Source organism: Pseudomonas resinovorans NBRC 106553 (assembly GCF_000412695.1).
Lineage (GTDB): Bacteria > Pseudomonadota > Gammaproteobacteria > Pseudomonadales > Pseudomonadaceae > Metapseudomonas > Metapseudomonas resinovorans_A.
Map to the genome: position 1 here is coordinate 6,189,522 of NC_021499.1, position 16,479 is coordinate 6,206,000.

Consider the following 16,479-nt stretch of genomic DNA (forward strand, 5'->3'; position numbering starts at 1 on the left):
CCGATGTGATGGGTATCGCTCCGCTCAACCCATCCTACGGGCTGCAGTCGGACGCTTAACGCTTCTGGGCGATCAGGTACACGCCGATCAGCATCGCCACGCCGCACAGCGTGGCTACGTAGTAGGCCGGGCCCAGCGGGTCCCACTTCATCAGCAGCGACACCACCATCGGGGTCAGGCCGCCGAAGATGGCGTAGGCCAGGTTGTAGGAGAACGACAGCCCGGAGAAGCGCACCACCGGCGGGAACGCCTTGACCATCACATAGGGCACGGCGCCGATGGTGCCGACGAACAGGCCGGTCAGGGCGTAGAGCGGGAACAGCCAGTCTGGATGGGCCTTGAGGCTGGTGTAGAAGGTCCAGGAGGTGATCGCAAGCAGCAGGCCGCCCACCAGCAAGGTGCGGCCGGCGCCGATGCGGTCGGCGATGACGCCCGCCAGCACGCAGCCGATGGACAGCAGCACGATGGCCAGGCTGTTGGCCTTGAGCGCGGTGGCGGCGTCGAAGCCGTAGACCGTCTGCAGCAAGGTCGGGGTCATCAGGATGACCACCACTATGCCGGCCGACAGTACCCAGGTCAGCAGCATGGACAGCACCACGGCGCCGCGATGCTCGCGCAGCACCGTCTTGAGCGGCACTTCCTCGGCCAGCGCCTTGCGCTGCTGCATCTCGGCGAACACCGGGGTCTCGTGCAGCCAGCGGCGCAGGTACATGGCGAAGAAGCCGAACACGCCGCCGATCAGGAAGGGCACGCGCCAGGCCCAGTCGAGGACCTCGGCCGGGGTGAAGAGGGTGTTGATCAGGGTCGCCATCAGCGAACCGAGCAGGATGCCGGCGGTCAGGCCCGAGGTCAGGGTGCCGCAGGCGTAGCCCACATGGCGGGCCGGGACGTGTTCGGAGACGAAGACCCAGGCGCCGGGCACCTCGCCACCGATGGCGGCGCCCTGGATGACGCGCATCAGCAGGAGCAGCAAGGGCGCCCAGATGCCGATCTGCGCATAGGTCGGCAGCAGGCCCATGACCAGGGTCGGCACCGCCATCAGGAAAATGCTCAGGGTGAACATGCGCTTGCGCCCCAGCAGGTCGCCGAAGTGCGCCATCACGATGCCGCCCAGGGGACGCGCCAGGTAGCCGGCGGCGAAAATGCCGAAGGTCTGCAGCTGGCGCAGCCATTCCGGCATGTCGGCCGGGAAGAACAGCTTGCCCACCACCGCGGCGAAGAACACGAAAATGATGAAGTCGTAGAACTCCAGGGCACCGCCCAGGGCGGACAGCGACAGGGTCTTGTAGTCGCTGCGGGTCAGCGGACGCGAGGCAGGCGCCTCGGAGGCGAGCACGGATGGCATGTGGGCGGATTCTCGTCTGGGGAGTGCAGAGCGTCTGCCGCTGCGTGGGCGGCAAATCGCCAGGCAACATATCAAAAAGCGTCATTTGTACACAGTCTCACCCACAAAACCGCCGCCGCAGCGCTACAGCGGTCGTCTGGCGCCGCATCGAGGCTATATACTGCGCGCTGTTCAGCGCAGGTCGGCATGCAGTGGGTCGGCTGGCGCACAGGGAAGGAAAGGGCTTCGGCCCCGTCCAGGCATTGGCGCCACACACACATGAAACAGGCAGTCCCGGCATGATCGACATCGAAGAAGAAGAGAACCTCACCCCGCAAGGCGACCTCGCCCTGCAGATCACCGCGCTCCCGCGGGAAACCAACGGCTTCGGCGACATCTACGGCGGCTGGCTGGTCTCTCAGATGGACCTGGCCGGCACCGCCATGGCCAGCAAGGTGGCCGCGGGCCGCGTGGCCACGGTAGCCATCGACCGCATGGCGTTCCTGGTACCGGTGGCCGTGGGCGCCCAACTCTCCTTCTATACCCAGGCCCTGGAAATCGGCCGCAGCTCGATCCAGATGCTGGTGGAGGTCTGGAGCGACGACCCGCTCTCCAGCGAATGGCGCAAGGTCACCGAAGCGGTGTTCGTCTTCGTCGCCATCGATGGCAGCGGCAGAACCCGCCCCGTCCCGCCCCGCCGGGGCTGAAAAACCAAGGGCCGCAATAGCGGCCCTTTGTATTTGCGCCGTCCTCAGGTCGGTTTGGGTTCCTTGCGGATGCCGTTGAAGGTGCTGTACATCACCGGCAGCACCAGCAAGGTCAGCAGGGTGGCGAAGCCCAGGCCGAACATGATCACCACCGCCATGCTCTGGAAGAAGGCGTCGAACAGCAACGGCGCGAGGCCCAGGATGGTGGTGAGGGCGGTCAGGCAGATCGGCCGCAGGCGGCTGGTGGCGGCGTAGATCAGCGCGTCGTAGGGCGCCTTGCCGAGGTCTAGCTGGGCACGGATCTCCTCCATCAGCACGATACCGTTGCGGATCAGCATGCCGCTCAGGCTGAGCAGGCCGAGCAAGGCCATGAAGCCGAACGGGATGCCGGTGACCAGGAAGCCCAGGGTCACCCCGATCATCGCCAGGGGGATGGTCGCCCAGATCATCGATGCCTTGCCCACCGAACCGAACATCAGCACGGTGATCAGGAACATCGCCAGGAAGGCCATGGGCAGGCTGCCGAACACCGCCGCCCGGGCATCCCGCGAGCTTTCGTAGTCGCCGCCCCACTCCAGCTGGTAACCCACCGGCAGGGGAATGGCCTCGATCCTGGCCTTCACCCGCTGCAGCAACTCATCGGAGGTCTCGCCGGACTCCGGGGCGATCTCCGACTGCACCGTCAGCGTCCGTTTGCGGTCGCGGCGCATCACCAGCGGGTCCTCCCACTGGGTGAGGAAGGCGCTCACCACCTGCTCGATGGGCACATAGCTCTGCCGCCCGTTGCTCCAGATCTGCACGTCGCTGAGGCGCTCGGCATTGTTGCGATCGCTGTCCGGGGTGCGCAGGACGATCGGCATCTGCCGCGTGCCGTCCCGGTACAGCCCCAGGGGCAGGCCACCGAAGCTCATGCGCAGGGTGCTGTCGATATCCCGCTTGTCGATGCCCAGCTCACGCCCACGGGCCTCGGAGAACTGCGGTCGGACCATCTTTCCACGGGCCTGCCAGTCGTGACCGACGCCCGCGGCCACCGCGTCCGCGCGCAGGATATCCACCGCCTGGGCGCCAAGCCGCCGCAGCACGTTCGGATCGGCGCCGGTGAAGCGCGCCTCGATCGGGCTGCCGGCGCTGGGGCCGAACATCAGCCGCTTGAGGGTCACCTGGGCTTCCGGGAAGTTTTCCCGCAGGTAGACGTTCAACTCGTCGATCAGCGGCGGAATCTGCCCCAGGTTCTCGGTGCGCACCAGGACCTGCGCGTAGTTGCTGTACTGCCGCTCGCCGCTGTAGGTGAGGATGAAGCGCAAGGTGCCCTGGCCGATGGTGGTGACCACCCGATCGACGCCCTCGCGGCCGAGGATATGCTGGTCGACGGCCGCCGCCAGGGCGCGGGTATGGTTGATGTCGGTGCCCTGGGGCAGCCACAGGTCGACGAAGAACATCGGCGTATTGGCCGGCGGGAAGAAGCTCTGGCGCACCTGGCCGAAGCCCATGATCGCCGCCACCAGCAAGCCGGCCATCAGCAGCAGGGTGAGCTTGCCGAACCGGACCACGACCGCCAGCATCCCGCCATAGGCGCGATACAGCCAGCCCTGGTAGGGATCGGCCTGCGCCTCGCCCTCGGCCGGCACCGCCATCTTCTCGAAGGCCCACTTGGCGAACAGCGGGGTGATGGTGATGGCAGTGACCCAGCTGAGCAGCAGCGAGATCAGCAGCACCTCGAACAGCGAGCGGCAGTATTCGCCGGTGGAATCCTGGGACAGACCGATGGGGGCGAAGGCCAGGATCGCGATGATGGTGCCGCCCAGCAACGGCCAGGTGGTCTGCTTGATCACCCGGTTGATGGCATCGAGGATGCCCTGCCCGCTCTGCCGGCCGATCAGCACCCCTTCGACCACCACGATGGCGTTATCCACCAGCATGGCCAGGGCGATGATCATCGCCCCCAGCGAGATGCGCTGCAGCTCGATGCCCAGCATGTACATGATCAACAGGCTGCCGAGCACGTTCAGCGACAGCACCGCGGCGATCACCAGGCCGCTGCGCAGCCCCATGAAGATCAGCAGGGTGCCCACCACTATCAGCAGCGACAGGAGGAAGCTCAGCAGGAAGCCGTCGACCGAATTGCGCACCTCGTAGGACTGGTCGTAGAAGGCGCTGATCAGCATGCCCGCCGGGCGGTTGCCCTCCAGCTCGGCCAGGCGCCGGTGCACCGCATCGCCCACGTCCACCACGTTGACCCGTGGCGCGAAGGAGATGCCGAGGGCCAGCGCCGGCTTGCCGTTGGCGCGGTAGATGTTGCCCGGCTCGTCGCCAAAGCCCATGCGCACCGTGGCGATGTCCTTCAGGTACACCGCGTTGGGGCTGCCCGGCAGGCTGACCAGCAATTGCTCCAGGTCGGAGATATCGGTGAATTCGCCCGTGGGATGCAGGCGGATCAGCTCGCTGCCGACCCGCAGGTTGCCCGCGTCGGACACCGTGTTCTGGCGGCCGAGCAGCTCCATCAGCCGGGCCGGCGGAATGCCCAGGGCGCTCATCTTGTCCCGGGCGATCTCGATCTGCACCTCTTCGGGCTGCTGCCCCACCATGGCCACCTTGCCCACCCCGGGGACCAGCACCAGCTCACGCCGCAGGTAGTCGGTGAAGTCCCGCAGCTCGCGGTAGCTGTAGCCCGGGCCGGAGATCGACAGCATGATCCCGAACACGTCGCCGAAGTCGTCGTTGACCAGGGGCGGCAGGACTCCCGGCGGCAGACGTGGCGCCTGGTCGTTGACCCGGCGCCGCAGCTCGTCCCACACCTGCGGCAACTGGTCGGCCATGAACTCGGCGCGGATATCCACGGTGATCTGCGACAGGCCGGCACTGGAAATCGAGGTCAGGATGTCCACCTGGGGCAGCTGCTGGATCGCGCTCTCCAGCGGATAGGTCACTTCCTCTTCCACCTGCTGTGGCGAGGCGCCGGGATAGCGGGTCACCACCACGGCGGTCTTCACGGTGAATGCCGGGTCTTCCAGGCGGCCGATTTCACTGAGGGCGTAGAGCCCCCCCAAGCCCAGCAGGAGAATGGCGATCCAGCTGTTGACCTTGTTGCGGATGAAGTAGCCGGCGGTATCCATCTACAGCCCCCGCTCACGAACCCAGGGACGCACCTGTTGCCCGGCCTGCAGGTCCGTGCCGCCCACGGCGACTATCCGTTCCCCCGGCTGCAACCCGGAGCGCACCTGCACGCCCTCTTCGGTCAGCTGGCCGACTTCCACCTTGCGCCCCTCCAGGGTCAGCTTGCCGTCCTTCTCCACCACCACCCAGACCTGGGGCTGGTCCGACTCGCTGGTGTCCGGGGTGAACACCGCCTCGGAGGGCACCACGAGGAACTGCGCCTGCTCGTTGATGAACTCGGCGAAGTCGATGGTCACGTTGGCGCTCATGCCCGGCAGCAGGTTGAGGTCGGCCGGGCGTGGAATGGTGTAGGTGACCCAATAGGCCAGGGTGCTGGGGTCGGGCAGGGTCGCCTTCTCCTTGAAGGTGGCCGGGAACTCGCGGCCCGGCAGGCTGCTCAGGCGCACCAGCGGCTGGTAGCCGCCGCTCTTGCTGTCCGGGCGCAATTGCTTGGCCAGGTTCTCCGGCAACTGGAACACCACGTCCAGGTTGATCGCCGACTGCATCACCATCACCGTCTGGGCCGGCTGCAGCATCTGGTGGTTCTGCACCGCCACCCGCGCCACCACGCCGTCGAAGGGCGCCAGCAAGCGGGTGTAGCTCAGCTCCTGGCGGGCCAGGTTCAACGCCGCTTCGGCGGAGTCCCGCTGGGCCTTGCGCTGGTCGAGTTCGGCGCGGGCGGTCATCTGCCGCTCGCTGAGGGTGCTGAAGCGCTGGTACTGGGCCCGCGCCAGGTTGAACGACGCCTCGCGGTCGCGCAGCTGCAGGCGCTGGTCTTCGGAATCCACTTCGGCCAGCAACTGGCCGGTTTTCACCCGCATCCCCTCGGTGACCGGCAGCGACTGCAGGTGCCCGCCCCGGCGGAACGACAGCAGCACCTCATCGCTGGCGCGCAATTGCGCCGGCAACTGGCGCAGCTTGCGCGCGGCGGGGTCCGCGACGGTAAACAGTTTCACCGGCCGCACCACCACCTGTGGCGGTGGTGAACCCGAGTCGCAGGCGCCCAACAGCAGCGCAGTCAGTAGACAGCAGAGACGAGCCTTCACTGTGATGCTCCCATCGATATCAAGCGACCCAACGGGGGTCCGCCGTTATGCTCACCGACAACCAGATAGTGTCCAGCGGGTCGGGCAGCACCGCTTCGGCGGCCTGCGAGATACGCGCCCGCAACTGGTCCTGCTCGGCCACGCTTTGCAGCCGGAAGTCCGGCCCCACCAGAATGTCCACCTCGATGAAGTGCTGGCGCCCGCTGACCTCCACCCGGATGTTGTAGCGATTGATGTCATGTTCGCGGCGGATCGCCTGCATCGCTGCCTCGATGCTGCCCACCGTCTCCGTGTCCGACTGCAGGTGCAGCAGCTCGCTGACGCCACGCCGCAGGACGCGCAGCGGGATCGGCAGCAGCAGCAGCGCCATCACCACCACCAGCGAGCTGTCGGCGTAGTTGGCCCAGAAGCTGCGCTTCGGCTCTTCGAGGAAGGGCAAGGCGGCGAAGCCCACCAGGGTCACCAGGTTGAAGACCAGCTTGATCACCCATTTGCGGCTGTCGTTCTTCAGCAGCTGGGAATCGACGCGCCTGGAGACCCGCGACTTGAAGTACCAGGCCAGCGCGCAATACAGCGCGCTGAGCAGGCTGAACCAGACGATATCGTCGGCATCCACCGGGTGGCCGCCGCCGCGGATCCGCTCCACGCCGTTGATCAGCGCATACAGGCAGAGGATCAGCATCATCAGCCCGTTGAAGCAGTTCGCCATCGGTTCGAGGTACCAGTAGCCCTGCTGGTGGAAGCGCCGGTCGCCGCTGCCCATGATCTGCTTGGCGGCGAACAGGTTGAGCGCCGAACCGGCGACCTGCAGCAGGCCGAACACGCCGTTGAGGATCACCACGTCGGACTGGACGTACAGCCCGAAACCGAAGTTCACCACGATGGCGAACACCACGCCGTACAGGGAAAGCGTCAGCGTCCGCTGCTCGAGATGGCTGGCCTGTTCCCGGGTCAGTTCACCGGAGTCGGCTGCTTTCATACCGTGCGCCTCCCCATCCCCGTTCCCCTCAAACCGTCAGCTTCCCACTCGCCAGGGCGAACACCCCGATCCCGGCGGCGAGGGTTATCAGCGCGAAGACAACTCCTTCGGCCAGGGTGAAGACCCGTTCCTGGTAGTCGCGCTTGGCCTGGAAGAACAGCAGCGTCCCCAAGGCGTAGATCAGCGCCGACAGCAGCAGGAACTTGAGGCCGCCCGCGTAGATCATGCCGAAGGCATAGACCACGGCGATCGCCGAGCGCGTCAGGTCGACTCGCCGCTGGCGGTTCTCCCCTTCGTAGGTCTGGCCGGTCCAGGCCAGTTTCACCCCGTAGGCCGCCACCAGCAGGTAGGGCAGCAGGGTCATGGCGCTGGTCATTTTCAGGGCCAGCAGGAAGGCGTACTCGGCGAACGGGCTCACCAGCAGGAACACCTGGATCACCAGGTTGGTGATCCAGAGCGCGCCGGCCGGAACCTGGTTGTGGTTTTCCCGGGCGAAGAGCTTCGGCATGACCCGGTCGTTGGCCGCCGAATAGAGCACTTCGGCCGCCAGCAGCGACCAGGACAGGTAGTTGCCCAGCACCGAGATCAACAGGCCGATGCTGATGAACACCGCGCCCCAGGGACCGACCACATGGGCCAGCACGCCGGCCATCGAGGGTTGCGCCAGGGTCGCCAGGTCCGGCCGCAGCATCACCCCGTAGGAGAGCATGGTGACCAGGAACAGCAGGCAGAGCACCCCGAGGAACCCCAGCACGGTGGCGACCCCGACGTCCCGGCGGTCCTTGGCGTAGCGGGAATAGACGCTGGCCCCCTCGATGCCGACGAAGACGAACACCGTCACCAGCAGGGTATTGCGCACCTGGCCGAACAGCCCGGCACCGCTGAACTCCTCCATGCCGACGAAGTTCAGGGCGAAGATGTCGGCCTTGAACCCGGCCCCTACGACCACTATGAACAGGAACAGCGGCACCATCTTGGCCACCGTGGCGATGCTGTTCAGCGCCGCGGCCTGCTTGACGCCGCGCAGGATCATGAAGTGCACCCCCCAGAGCAGCAGGGAGGCACTGAGCAACGCCACGAAGGTGGTGCCGTCGCCGAAGACCGGGAAGAACTTGCCCAGGGTCGCCTTGATCAGGATCAGGCAGGCCACGTCCGCCAGGCAGCAACCGGCCCAGTAGCCCATGGCGGCGGCAAAGCCCAGGTAGCTGCCGAAACCGGCCTTGGCATAGGCGTAGATGCCCGAGTCCAGGTCCGGCCGCCGGCGCGAGAGTGCCTGGAAGACGAAGGCCAGCATCAGCATGCCGACGCCGGCGATGGTCCAGGCCACCAGTGCGCCGAGCCCACCGGTGTTCCTGCCGAACGCCTGGGGCAGCGAGAAGATGCCCGATCCGACCATGGAGCCGACCACCAGTGCGATCAGCGCCCCGCGGGAAAGCCGGTTGCTTGACGATTCCATATCCCGGACAGCCTGTCAGAAAGGAGATTGCGTCGGGCAGGCAGCAACCCCCCACCCACCTGCACTTCCGGTGGCGACCGCTCCCGTCGCCACCGGCCGTGCTGGACAATGAGCCTAGAAGTCGATCGCGTCGCGGATCAGCGGGCAGGTCATGCAGTGGCCACCGCCACGGCCCCGGCCCAGTTCGCTACCGACGATGGTGATGACTTCCACCCCGGCCTTGCGCAGCAGGGTATTGGTGATGGTGTTGCGGTCGTAGGCCACCACCACGCCGGGCGACATGGCCACCATGTTGTTGCCGCTGTCCCATTGCTGGCGCTGGGCGGCATAGGCGTTGCCGCCGGTCTCCACCACCCGCAGTTTCTTCAGGTTCAGGGCGCCGGCCAGCACCTCCACCAGGGTGCCCTTGTCGCGGCGCAGCTCGATGCCGGTGGGCTTGTCGCTCGGGTACAGGGAGAAGGTCTGCACCTGGTTGATGATCTCCGGATACAGGGTGACCAGGTCGCGGTCGCAGAAGGTCAGCACGGTGTCCAGGTGCATGGCCGCACGCAGCTTGGGCATCGCCGCGATGATCACGCGCTTGGCCGCGCCCTTGGCGAACAGCGACGCCGCCACCTGGCTGATGGCCTGGCGCGAGGTGCGCTCGCTCATGCCGATCAGTACCGCGCCGTTGCCGATGGGCATCACGTCGCCGCCTTCCAGGGTCGCGGTGCCGTGGTGCTGGGTCGGGTCGCCCCACCAGACCTGGATATTGGAGCTGGCGAAGCTGGGGTGGAACTTGTAGATGGCGGTGGTGAGCACGGTTTCTTCATGGCGTGCCGGCCAGTACAGCGGGTTCAGGGTGACGCCGCCGTAGATCCAGCAGGTGGTGTCGCGGGTGTAGAGGGTGTTGGGCAGCGGCGGCAGCAGGTACTCGGTCACGCCAGCGGCCTCGCGCACCAGCTTGAGCACTTCGCCGCCCTGGTCTTCCGGGATGTCCACGGTGGACAGGCCGCCGATGAGGGTCTCGGCCAGGGTCCGGGACGGCAGGCCGTCGAGGTAGGAGCGCACCTCGGCGATCAGCTCCAGGCCCACTTCGTTGGGCACCACCTGCTGGTCGAGGATCCACTCCTTGGCGCCGGGAACATCCAGGGTCTCGGTCAGCAGGTTGTGCATCTCGACCACTTCCACGCCGCGCTCGCGCATCTTGGTCATGAAGTCGAAGTGATCGCGCTTGGCGTTTTCCACCCAGAGCACGTCGTCGAACAGCAGATCGTCGCAGTTGGTCGGGGTCAGTCGGGTGTGGGCCAGGCCAGGCGCGCAGACCATCACTTTGCGCAGCGTGCCGACTTCCGAATGCACGCCATACGTGGCGGGGGCTTTTGCAGCTTTAGCAACCATGATGATTCCTCGGTTAAATGACAATCAGCCCGGTGGCGATGCTGTACACAGCGACCACGGCGGCAATTGCGGTGACGACGAAAATCACTTTCTCGTAGGACAGGAATACCTGCTGTCCCTTCTCGCGCCTGGACATGAAGAAGAGGATGGTGCCCGGTGCGTAGATCACCGCCGACAGCAGCAGGTACTTCAACCCGCCGGCCAGCACCATCAACAGGGTGTAGAAGGTCGCGATCGCGGCGATGATCAGGTCGGCGCGCAACCCCTCCGGGTCCTTGTCGTAGGTTTCCCGGGTCCAGGCCAGCTTCAGGCCGTAGGCGGCCACCAGCAGGTAGGGGATCAGGCTCAGGGAGCTGGTCAGTTCCAGCGCCAGAGTGAAGGCGTAGCGGGTGAACATGGTGAGGATCAGGAAGACCTGGATCAGGCCACTGGTCAGCCACATCGCCGTGGAGGGCACCAGGTTGGCGTTCTCCCTGGCCAGCACGCGCGGCATGGTGCCTTCCTTGGCCGCGGTGTACAGCACCTCGGAGGCCAGCAGCGTCCAGGACAGGTAGGCGCCCAGCACGGAGACGATCAGGCCGACGCTGATGAAGATGGCGCCCCAGCGCCCGACCACGGCCTCCAGCACGCCCGCCATCGAGGGCTGCCGCAGGGCGGCGAGGTCCGGGCGCAGCAGCACGCCGTAGGAGAGCATGGTGATCAGCATCATCAGGCACATCACACCGATGAAACCCAGCACGGTGGCCGCGCCGACGTCCTTGCGGTTTTTCGCCAGGCGCGAGTAGACACTGGCGCCCTCGATCCCGATGAACACGAACACCGTCACCAGCATGGTGCTGCGCACCTGGCTGAACAGGGACTCCACCTGCTCCGGCTCGATGGCCAGCGCCGCATGGCCGACCCGGCCGTAGTCATCCAGGTGCGCGAGGTCCGGCACCACGTCGGTCATCGGCACGTAGCCCCAGAAGTTCATGGCGAACATGTCGCCCTTGAAGGCGAAGATCAGCACGACGATGAACAGGAAGATGGGGATCACCTTGGCCACGGTGGCGATGGTGTTGAGCGCCGCCGCCTGCTTCACCCCCCGCATGATCAGGAAGTGGAAGCCCCAGAGGATCACCGACGACACCAGCACCGCCGGCAGGGTGTCGCCTTCGCCGAAGATCGGGAAGAAGGCCCCGAGGGTGGTCTTGATCAGGATGAAGTAGAAGACGTTACCGACGCAGCTGCCGGCCCAGAAGCCGAAGGCCGAGATGAAGCCCAGGTAGTCGCCGAAGCCCGCCTTGGCGTAGGCATATACCCCGGCGTCCAACTCCGGTTTTCGTTGCGCCAGGCTCTGGAACACGAAGGCCAGCATCAGCATGCCGGCGCCGGCGATGGCCCAGGCGATCAACGCCCCGAAGCCCCCGGTGGCCCGGCCGAAAGTAGCCGGCAACGAGAAGATCCCCGCCCCCACCATCGAGCCGACAACCAGCGCGCTCAATGACCAGAATGAAAGTTTTTGTTCCGCACCAGCTGCCATGACGCCCTCCTTGGAGGTCTCTTTGGCAGTAAATGTAGAAGAAAAAATCAGAACTAGATATCCGCAAACAAGAGCCAGTTAATTAGGATCAACTAAAGTTCAAGACAAAATATTTAAGAGAAGCTAAAGATCTTCAGAATGTCAAAAATAGCCCTGTTTTAAGGGTCTTTTAATCCTGATCCTCACAAAAACTGCAATTTTCAAGAAACAAGAGAAATAAAAGATATATGCCGAACTTGCAGATCGAGCCCCCGGGATACTGTGTTTTCAATGACTGAATCGACGTCAATAAAACGGCTTTGCGCGACGTTTTCCGGCGAATAGTTGGCTAGTTTTACTTGTCGTTTTAGTCCTGAGTTCTTGCACCCAGGACTACCGCAGGGGAAAACAACGACTAAAGCCGCAGCGCATCCACCGGGTGCAGTTTCGCCGCGCGCCTGGCCGGCGCCAGCCCGGCGCCTATGCCCACCAGCGCCGACAGCAGCAATGCCACCAGCACCAGCTGCGGGCTCAGGCTGAGCGGCAACCCCGGCACCAGCCAGCCCAGCAGCACCAGCAACACCCCCACCATCAGCAGCCCCAGCACGCCCCCCAGCACCGACAGCACGGTGGCTTCGGCGAGGAACAGCGCCAGCACCTGGTGGGGCGCGGCGCCCACGGCACGCAGCAGGCCGATCTCGGCGGTCCGCTCGCCGACCGTGGTGGTCATGATGGTGAGGATGCCCACCGCGCCCACCAGCAAGGAGATCCCGCCCAACGCCGCCACACCCAGGGTGATGGTGGCGAGGATGCGGTTGAGGCTGCTCAGCAGGTCGCCCTGGGAGGTCATGCGGAAATCCTCGCGACCATGGCGCTCCACCAGCAGGCGGCGCACGGCCGTGGCGAAGGCCTCGGCGGGCGTGCTGTCGTCGAACAGCACATGGACCTTCACCAGGCCCTCGCGGTTGAACAGGTGCTCGGCCCAGTCCACCGGTATGTAGGCGATATCGTCCAGGTCGAAGCCCAGCAGGTTGCCCTTGCTCGCCATCACCCCCACGACCCGGAAGCTCATGCCACCCACCCGCACTCGCTGGCCCAGGGGGCTGGCGCCGCCGAACAGCTCGCTGCCGAGCTTGGCCCCGAGCACCACATAGGGCGGCGTACGACCATCACGGGAGGGCGGCAGGAACTGCCCCTGGGCCATGCGCACACGCCAGGCGGCGGCCAGTTGCGAGCCGGTGCCGAGAATGTCCACCCGACGCTGCCGTCCGTTGGCCTGGATATCGCCGTTACCCTGGATGATCGGCACCACGGACTCGGCATGGGGCAGTCGCCCCAGGGCATCGGCGTCGGCGATGGTCAGCGGCCGGGCGCTGGCGATGATTCCGCCGATGCCTCCGGTGGGCAGGGTGCCGGGACGCACCGTGACGACCCGCGTGCCGAACTGCGCAAAGCTGTCCAGTACGCGATTGCGCAGCCCCTCGCCCATGGCCGTGAGCAGCGCCACGGCGGCGATGCCGATGGCCACGCCGAGCAGGGTCAGGAGGCTGCGCAGGGGCTGACTGGACAGCGCCGAGCCGCACAGTTCGAAGACATCGCGCCAGCGCATCAGCCGCTACCCTGCGGGCGCAGCGCCTGCACCGGCACCTTGGCCGCCGCGTGGTTGGCCGGCAGCCAGGCGAACAACAGGGCCGCCGTCAGGGCCAGGGTCGGCGCGCCGAGCCGTGCCCACCAGGGCGCATGCAACGGCAGGTCGCTGGCCAGTCGCGCGACCCAGAGCAGCAACTCACCCAGGGCCAAGCCGGCGGCGGAGCCGAGCACCGCCAGCAACGCCGCCTCGCCAAGAAACAGCAGGCGCACCTGCGCGGAGCTCGCTCCCACCGCCTTGAGCAGGCCGATCTCGGCGGTGCGCTGCAGCACGGCGATCCAGGTCAGGTTCATGATCAGGATGCCCGCCACCAGCAGGCTGATGGCAGCGATGCCGGCCAGCGCCAGGGTCAGGCCGTTGAGGAGGCCGTCGAAGGCGGCGAGCATCGAATCCTGGCTGAGCAGCGTGACATCCTCTTCACCCTGGTGGCGCTCGGTCAGGGTCGCCACTATCTGCCGCCGGGCGCTGTCCAGGTAGCTCGGCCCACGGGCCTCCACCAGCACGCGGAACAAGCCCTCGCGGTCGAACAGCGCCTCGGCGCTGGCCACCGGCACGATCAGCGCCTCGGAGAAGTCCATGCCCAGGGATTCACCGCGCTCGTCCAGCACCCCGATCACCCGGAAGCGCCGGTCGCCGGCGCGCAGCCACTGCCCCAGGGCCGAGGCGTCGCCGAACAGTGCACGGCGCAGGCGACTGCCGATCACGCAGACCTCGTCGGCCTGCCCCGGCTCCAGCTCCGGCAGTGCCCGGCCCTGGGCCAGGCGCAGTTGGCGCAGGGCGAAGAAGTCCCGCGTGGTGCCCAGGGCCAGCACCTCGCGATTGCGATTGCCATGGCTGACTTCCAGCTGCCCGGCGTGCAGCGGCGCCGCCCGGCGCACCGCCGGCAGTCGGCCGATGGCCGCGGCGTCGGCCTGGGTCAGCGGGCGCGGCGCCATGCCGGTCATGGGCGGCAGGCCGCCGGTGGTTTCATTGCGCCCGGGCAGGACGATGAGGATGTTCCGGCCCAGCAGGGAGAACTCCCCCAGCACATAGGCCCGCGCGCCCTCGCCAATACCGCCCAGGAGGGTCACGAAGAACACCCCCACGGCCATCGCCAGCAGCAGCATGGCACTGCGCGAACCGTGCCCGCGCAGGGCACCGAGCCAGAATCGGCACGCGTCCAGCGGGTCCATCAGGACACCAGGCCCTGGCACCGGTCGCTGAGGATGCGGCCGTCGCACATCTGGATGCGACGCCGGGCGCGAGCGGCGTGATGGTCGTCATGGGTCACCAGGATCAGGGTAAGGCCCTCGGCGTTCAGCGCCTCCAGCAGCGCCAACACCTCCGCGCCGGACTGGCTGTCGAGGTTGCCGGTGGGTTCGTCGGCCAGCAGCAGCCGCGGGCGCATCACCATGGCGCGGGCGATGGCCACCCGTTGCCGCTGGCCGCCGGAAAGCTCCGCCGGGTGGTGCGACAGGCGATCGCCCAGGCCCAGGCAGTCGGCCAGCTGCCGGCTGCGGCGGTGACGCTCGGCGGGTTCGATGCCGGCCAGCAGCATGGGCAGTTCGATGTTCTCCAGTGCGGTCAGCCGCGGGATCAGGTGGAACGACTGGAAAACGAAGCCGATCAGCTGGCTGCGCAGGCAGGAACGGCGCTCCTCCCGCAGGCAGGCGGTGGGTTCCTCGTCCAGCCAGAGCTCGCCGCTGTCCGGCGCATCCAGCAGACCGAGGATGTTCAGCAGGGTGGACTTGCCGGAGCCCGAGGCGCCGGTGATGGCCAGGTACTCGCCGTCGGCCACCTCCAGGTCCAGGTGGTCGAGGCCACGCACCCGTTGCTCGCCCAGCTGGAAGCAGCGGCTGACCTGGTGCATCAGGATCATGGTGCGCGCTCCTGGCGGTCGCCGCTGGGGCTGACCACGCTGCCATCGGCCAGCCCCTCATGCTGCAGGCTGGGAAGAATGCGGTCACCGGCGACCAGCCCACCCTTCACCTCGCTCCAGCGCCAGTTGGCCAGGCCGATCTCCACCTTCTGCTCGCGCAGGTGGCCGTTGCTCGGGTCGTAGCGCAGCACCTTGCCGCCCTCCAGCAGGCTCTCGGTGGGCACCCGCAGGGTCTGCGCGCGCTGCGCCAGGAGTATCTCCACATCGGCGCTATAGCCGCTGAGCAGCAACAGGTCCCGGGGCACCCGCTCGAAAGCCACTTCCACGTCGACGGTGCGCGCCTGCTTCTCCAGCTCGCGGACGAATGGCGCGATGCGGGTCACCCGGCCTTCGAAGCTGCGGCCGCGAAACGCGTCCAGGGTGATGCGCACCGGCATTCCGGGATGCACCAGGGCGGCGTCCACTTCGTCGATGGGGGCCTCGACATACAGGCACTGGTCGTCGATCAGGTCCACCGCCGGCGGCGTCGGGATGCCCGGCGGCGAGGGGGTGACCACTTCGCCCAGCTCGCCGTTGATCTCGGCGACTATGCCGGCGAAGGGCGCGCGCAGGGTGGCCTGGTCCATTTGCGCCAACTGCAGGTCGAGACTGGCGCGGGCCTCGCGGATCTTCGCCTCGCCGCCGCTGCACAGCAGGTGGGACAGGCGCGCACGGGTAGAACTCTGCTCCAGCAGGTCCTCGGAGGCCAGCTTGCGCTCGGCCAGGCGCTCCAGGCGCTGTTGGTCGCGGGCATCCTGGCTGGCCTGGCGGCAGCCCTGCTCGCGCAGGTTGATCTGGGCGTCGAGCCGCGCTTGGGCCTCGTCCACCCGCGCCTGCAGGTCGTCCTGGCGCAGGCGCATCAGCACGTCGCCGGCCTGCACCCGCTGTCCGGCGTGGATCAGCAGCTCGCTGACCTGGCCGCCGGTCTTGAACGACAGGTTCGCCCGCCGGCAGGCTTTCACCGTGCCCGCCCGGGTGTTGGCCACCAGGGTCGCCACTTCGCCCTGGGCCACTTCCACCAGCTGCACGGGCACCGGATCGGGGCGCGACCAGAACCCCAGCAGCGCCGCCAGGGACACGAAAATAGGAATAATTATCAGTAGCTTGCGCATGGCTCTGACTCCATTTGCGAGCGGGTAGTCAGAGTCTAGGTGCGCGCCGAAAAGCGCTTTCGGTACCGGCGTGCCGCTTGCGCCGGGTGTTTTGCCAAGGAGATTCGATAAATCACGACCTTAGCGCTGGATAGCCCTGGCCCAGGCGTGGCGGGCCCTCTGACCACCCATGTCAAAATGCCGACAAGTGGAGCGACACTTGCGAACGCCGACTGGACAGCCGTCAAAATCAGATCGCACGCAACCCCGGTGCCCCGCTCCTGGTCGAATCCCCAG

Annotated in this window: 12 protein-coding genes; 1 reads left to right on the forward strand and 11 read right to left on the reverse strand. The window is 66.7% G+C overall.

Translation table 11 applies throughout. The annotated features are described in order from the left end of the window. Window positions 1-55: 55 nt before the first annotated feature. Window positions 56-1,345 (reverse strand): MFS transporter, encoded by a 1,290-nt coding sequence (locus PCA10_RS27765; protein ID WP_016495419.1) that lies wholly within the window; start codon window positions 1,343-1,345, stop codon window positions 56-58. A gap of 278 nt (window positions 1,346-1,623) precedes the next feature. Here PCA10_RS27765 and PCA10_RS27770 point away from each other — a divergent pair, with 278 nt between their 5' ends. Then, the gene (locus PCA10_RS27770; RefSeq protein WP_016495420.1) at window positions 1,624-2,031 is read left to right on the forward strand and encodes an acyl-CoA thioesterase; all 408 of its coding nucleotides are present in this window, start codon (window positions 1,624-1,626) and stop codon (window positions 2,029-2,031) included. A 44-nt stretch (window positions 2,032-2,075) separates the two neighbouring features. Here PCA10_RS27770 and PCA10_RS27775 read toward each other — a convergent pair whose 3' ends face one another. The 10 genes from PCA10_RS27775 to PCA10_RS27820 form a co-directional block, all read right to left on the reverse strand. Further along, a complete protein-coding gene (locus PCA10_RS27775) occupies window positions 2,076-5,144 on the reverse strand; it encodes an efflux RND transporter permease subunit (RefSeq protein WP_016495421.1) in 3,069 nt (1,022 codons plus the stop codon). Continuing rightward, complete coding sequence (locus PCA10_RS27780) at window positions 5,145-6,230, reverse strand: efflux RND transporter periplasmic adaptor subunit (RefSeq protein WP_016495422.1); 1,086 nt, start codon at window positions 6,228-6,230, stop codon at window positions 5,145-5,147. It lies immediately after the preceding gene. A gap of 19 nt (window positions 6,231-6,249) precedes the next feature. After that, window positions 6,250-7,209 (reverse strand): cation diffusion facilitator family transporter, encoded by a 960-nt coding sequence (locus PCA10_RS27785; RefSeq protein ID WP_016495423.1) that lies wholly within the window; start codon window positions 7,207-7,209, stop codon window positions 6,250-6,252. Between the two features lie 28 nt (window positions 7,210-7,237). Continuing rightward, window positions 7,238-8,665 (reverse strand): basic amino acid/polyamine antiporter, encoded by a 1,428-nt coding sequence (locus PCA10_RS27790; protein ID WP_016495424.1) that lies wholly within the window; start codon window positions 8,663-8,665, stop codon window positions 7,238-7,240. Between the two features lie 114 nt (window positions 8,666-8,779). Continuing rightward, window positions 8,780-10,045, reverse strand: coding sequence for an arginine deiminase (arcA, locus tag PCA10_RS27795; RefSeq protein ID WP_016495425.1), 1,266 nt, complete (start codon window positions 10,043-10,045; stop codon window positions 8,780-8,782). Window positions 10,046-10,058: 13 nt separating this feature from the next. Continuing rightward, window positions 10,059-11,567: an amino acid permease gene (locus tag PCA10_RS27800; protein ID WP_016495426.1), complete on the reverse strand. Its 1,509-nt coding sequence runs from the start codon at window positions 11,565-11,567 to the stop codon at window positions 10,059-10,061. A 394-nt stretch (window positions 11,568-11,961) separates the two neighbouring features. After that, window positions 11,962-13,155 (reverse strand): ABC transporter permease, encoded by a 1,194-nt coding sequence (locus PCA10_RS27805; protein WP_016495427.1) that lies wholly within the window; start codon window positions 13,153-13,155, stop codon window positions 11,962-11,964. Then, complete coding sequence (locus PCA10_RS27810; RefSeq protein ID WP_016495428.1) at window positions 13,155-14,366, reverse strand: ABC transporter permease; 1,212 nt, start codon at window positions 14,364-14,366, stop codon at window positions 13,155-13,157. The genes PCA10_RS27805 and PCA10_RS27810 overlap by 1 nt, the downstream gene beginning before the upstream one ends. Continuing rightward, entirely contained in the window at window positions 14,366-15,052 is a 687-nt protein-coding gene (locus PCA10_RS27815) for an ABC transporter ATP-binding protein (protein ID WP_016495429.1), read from the reverse strand. Before PCA10_RS27815 ends, PCA10_RS27810 begins: the two co-directional genes overlap by 1 nt. Continuing rightward, the gene (locus tag PCA10_RS27820) at window positions 15,049-16,203 is read right to left on the reverse strand and encodes an efflux RND transporter periplasmic adaptor subunit (protein WP_016495430.1); all 1,155 of its coding nucleotides are present in this window, start codon (window positions 16,201-16,203) and stop codon (window positions 15,049-15,051) included. Before PCA10_RS27820 ends, PCA10_RS27815 begins: the two co-directional genes overlap by 4 nt. Window positions 16,204-16,479 lie beyond the last annotated feature (276 nt).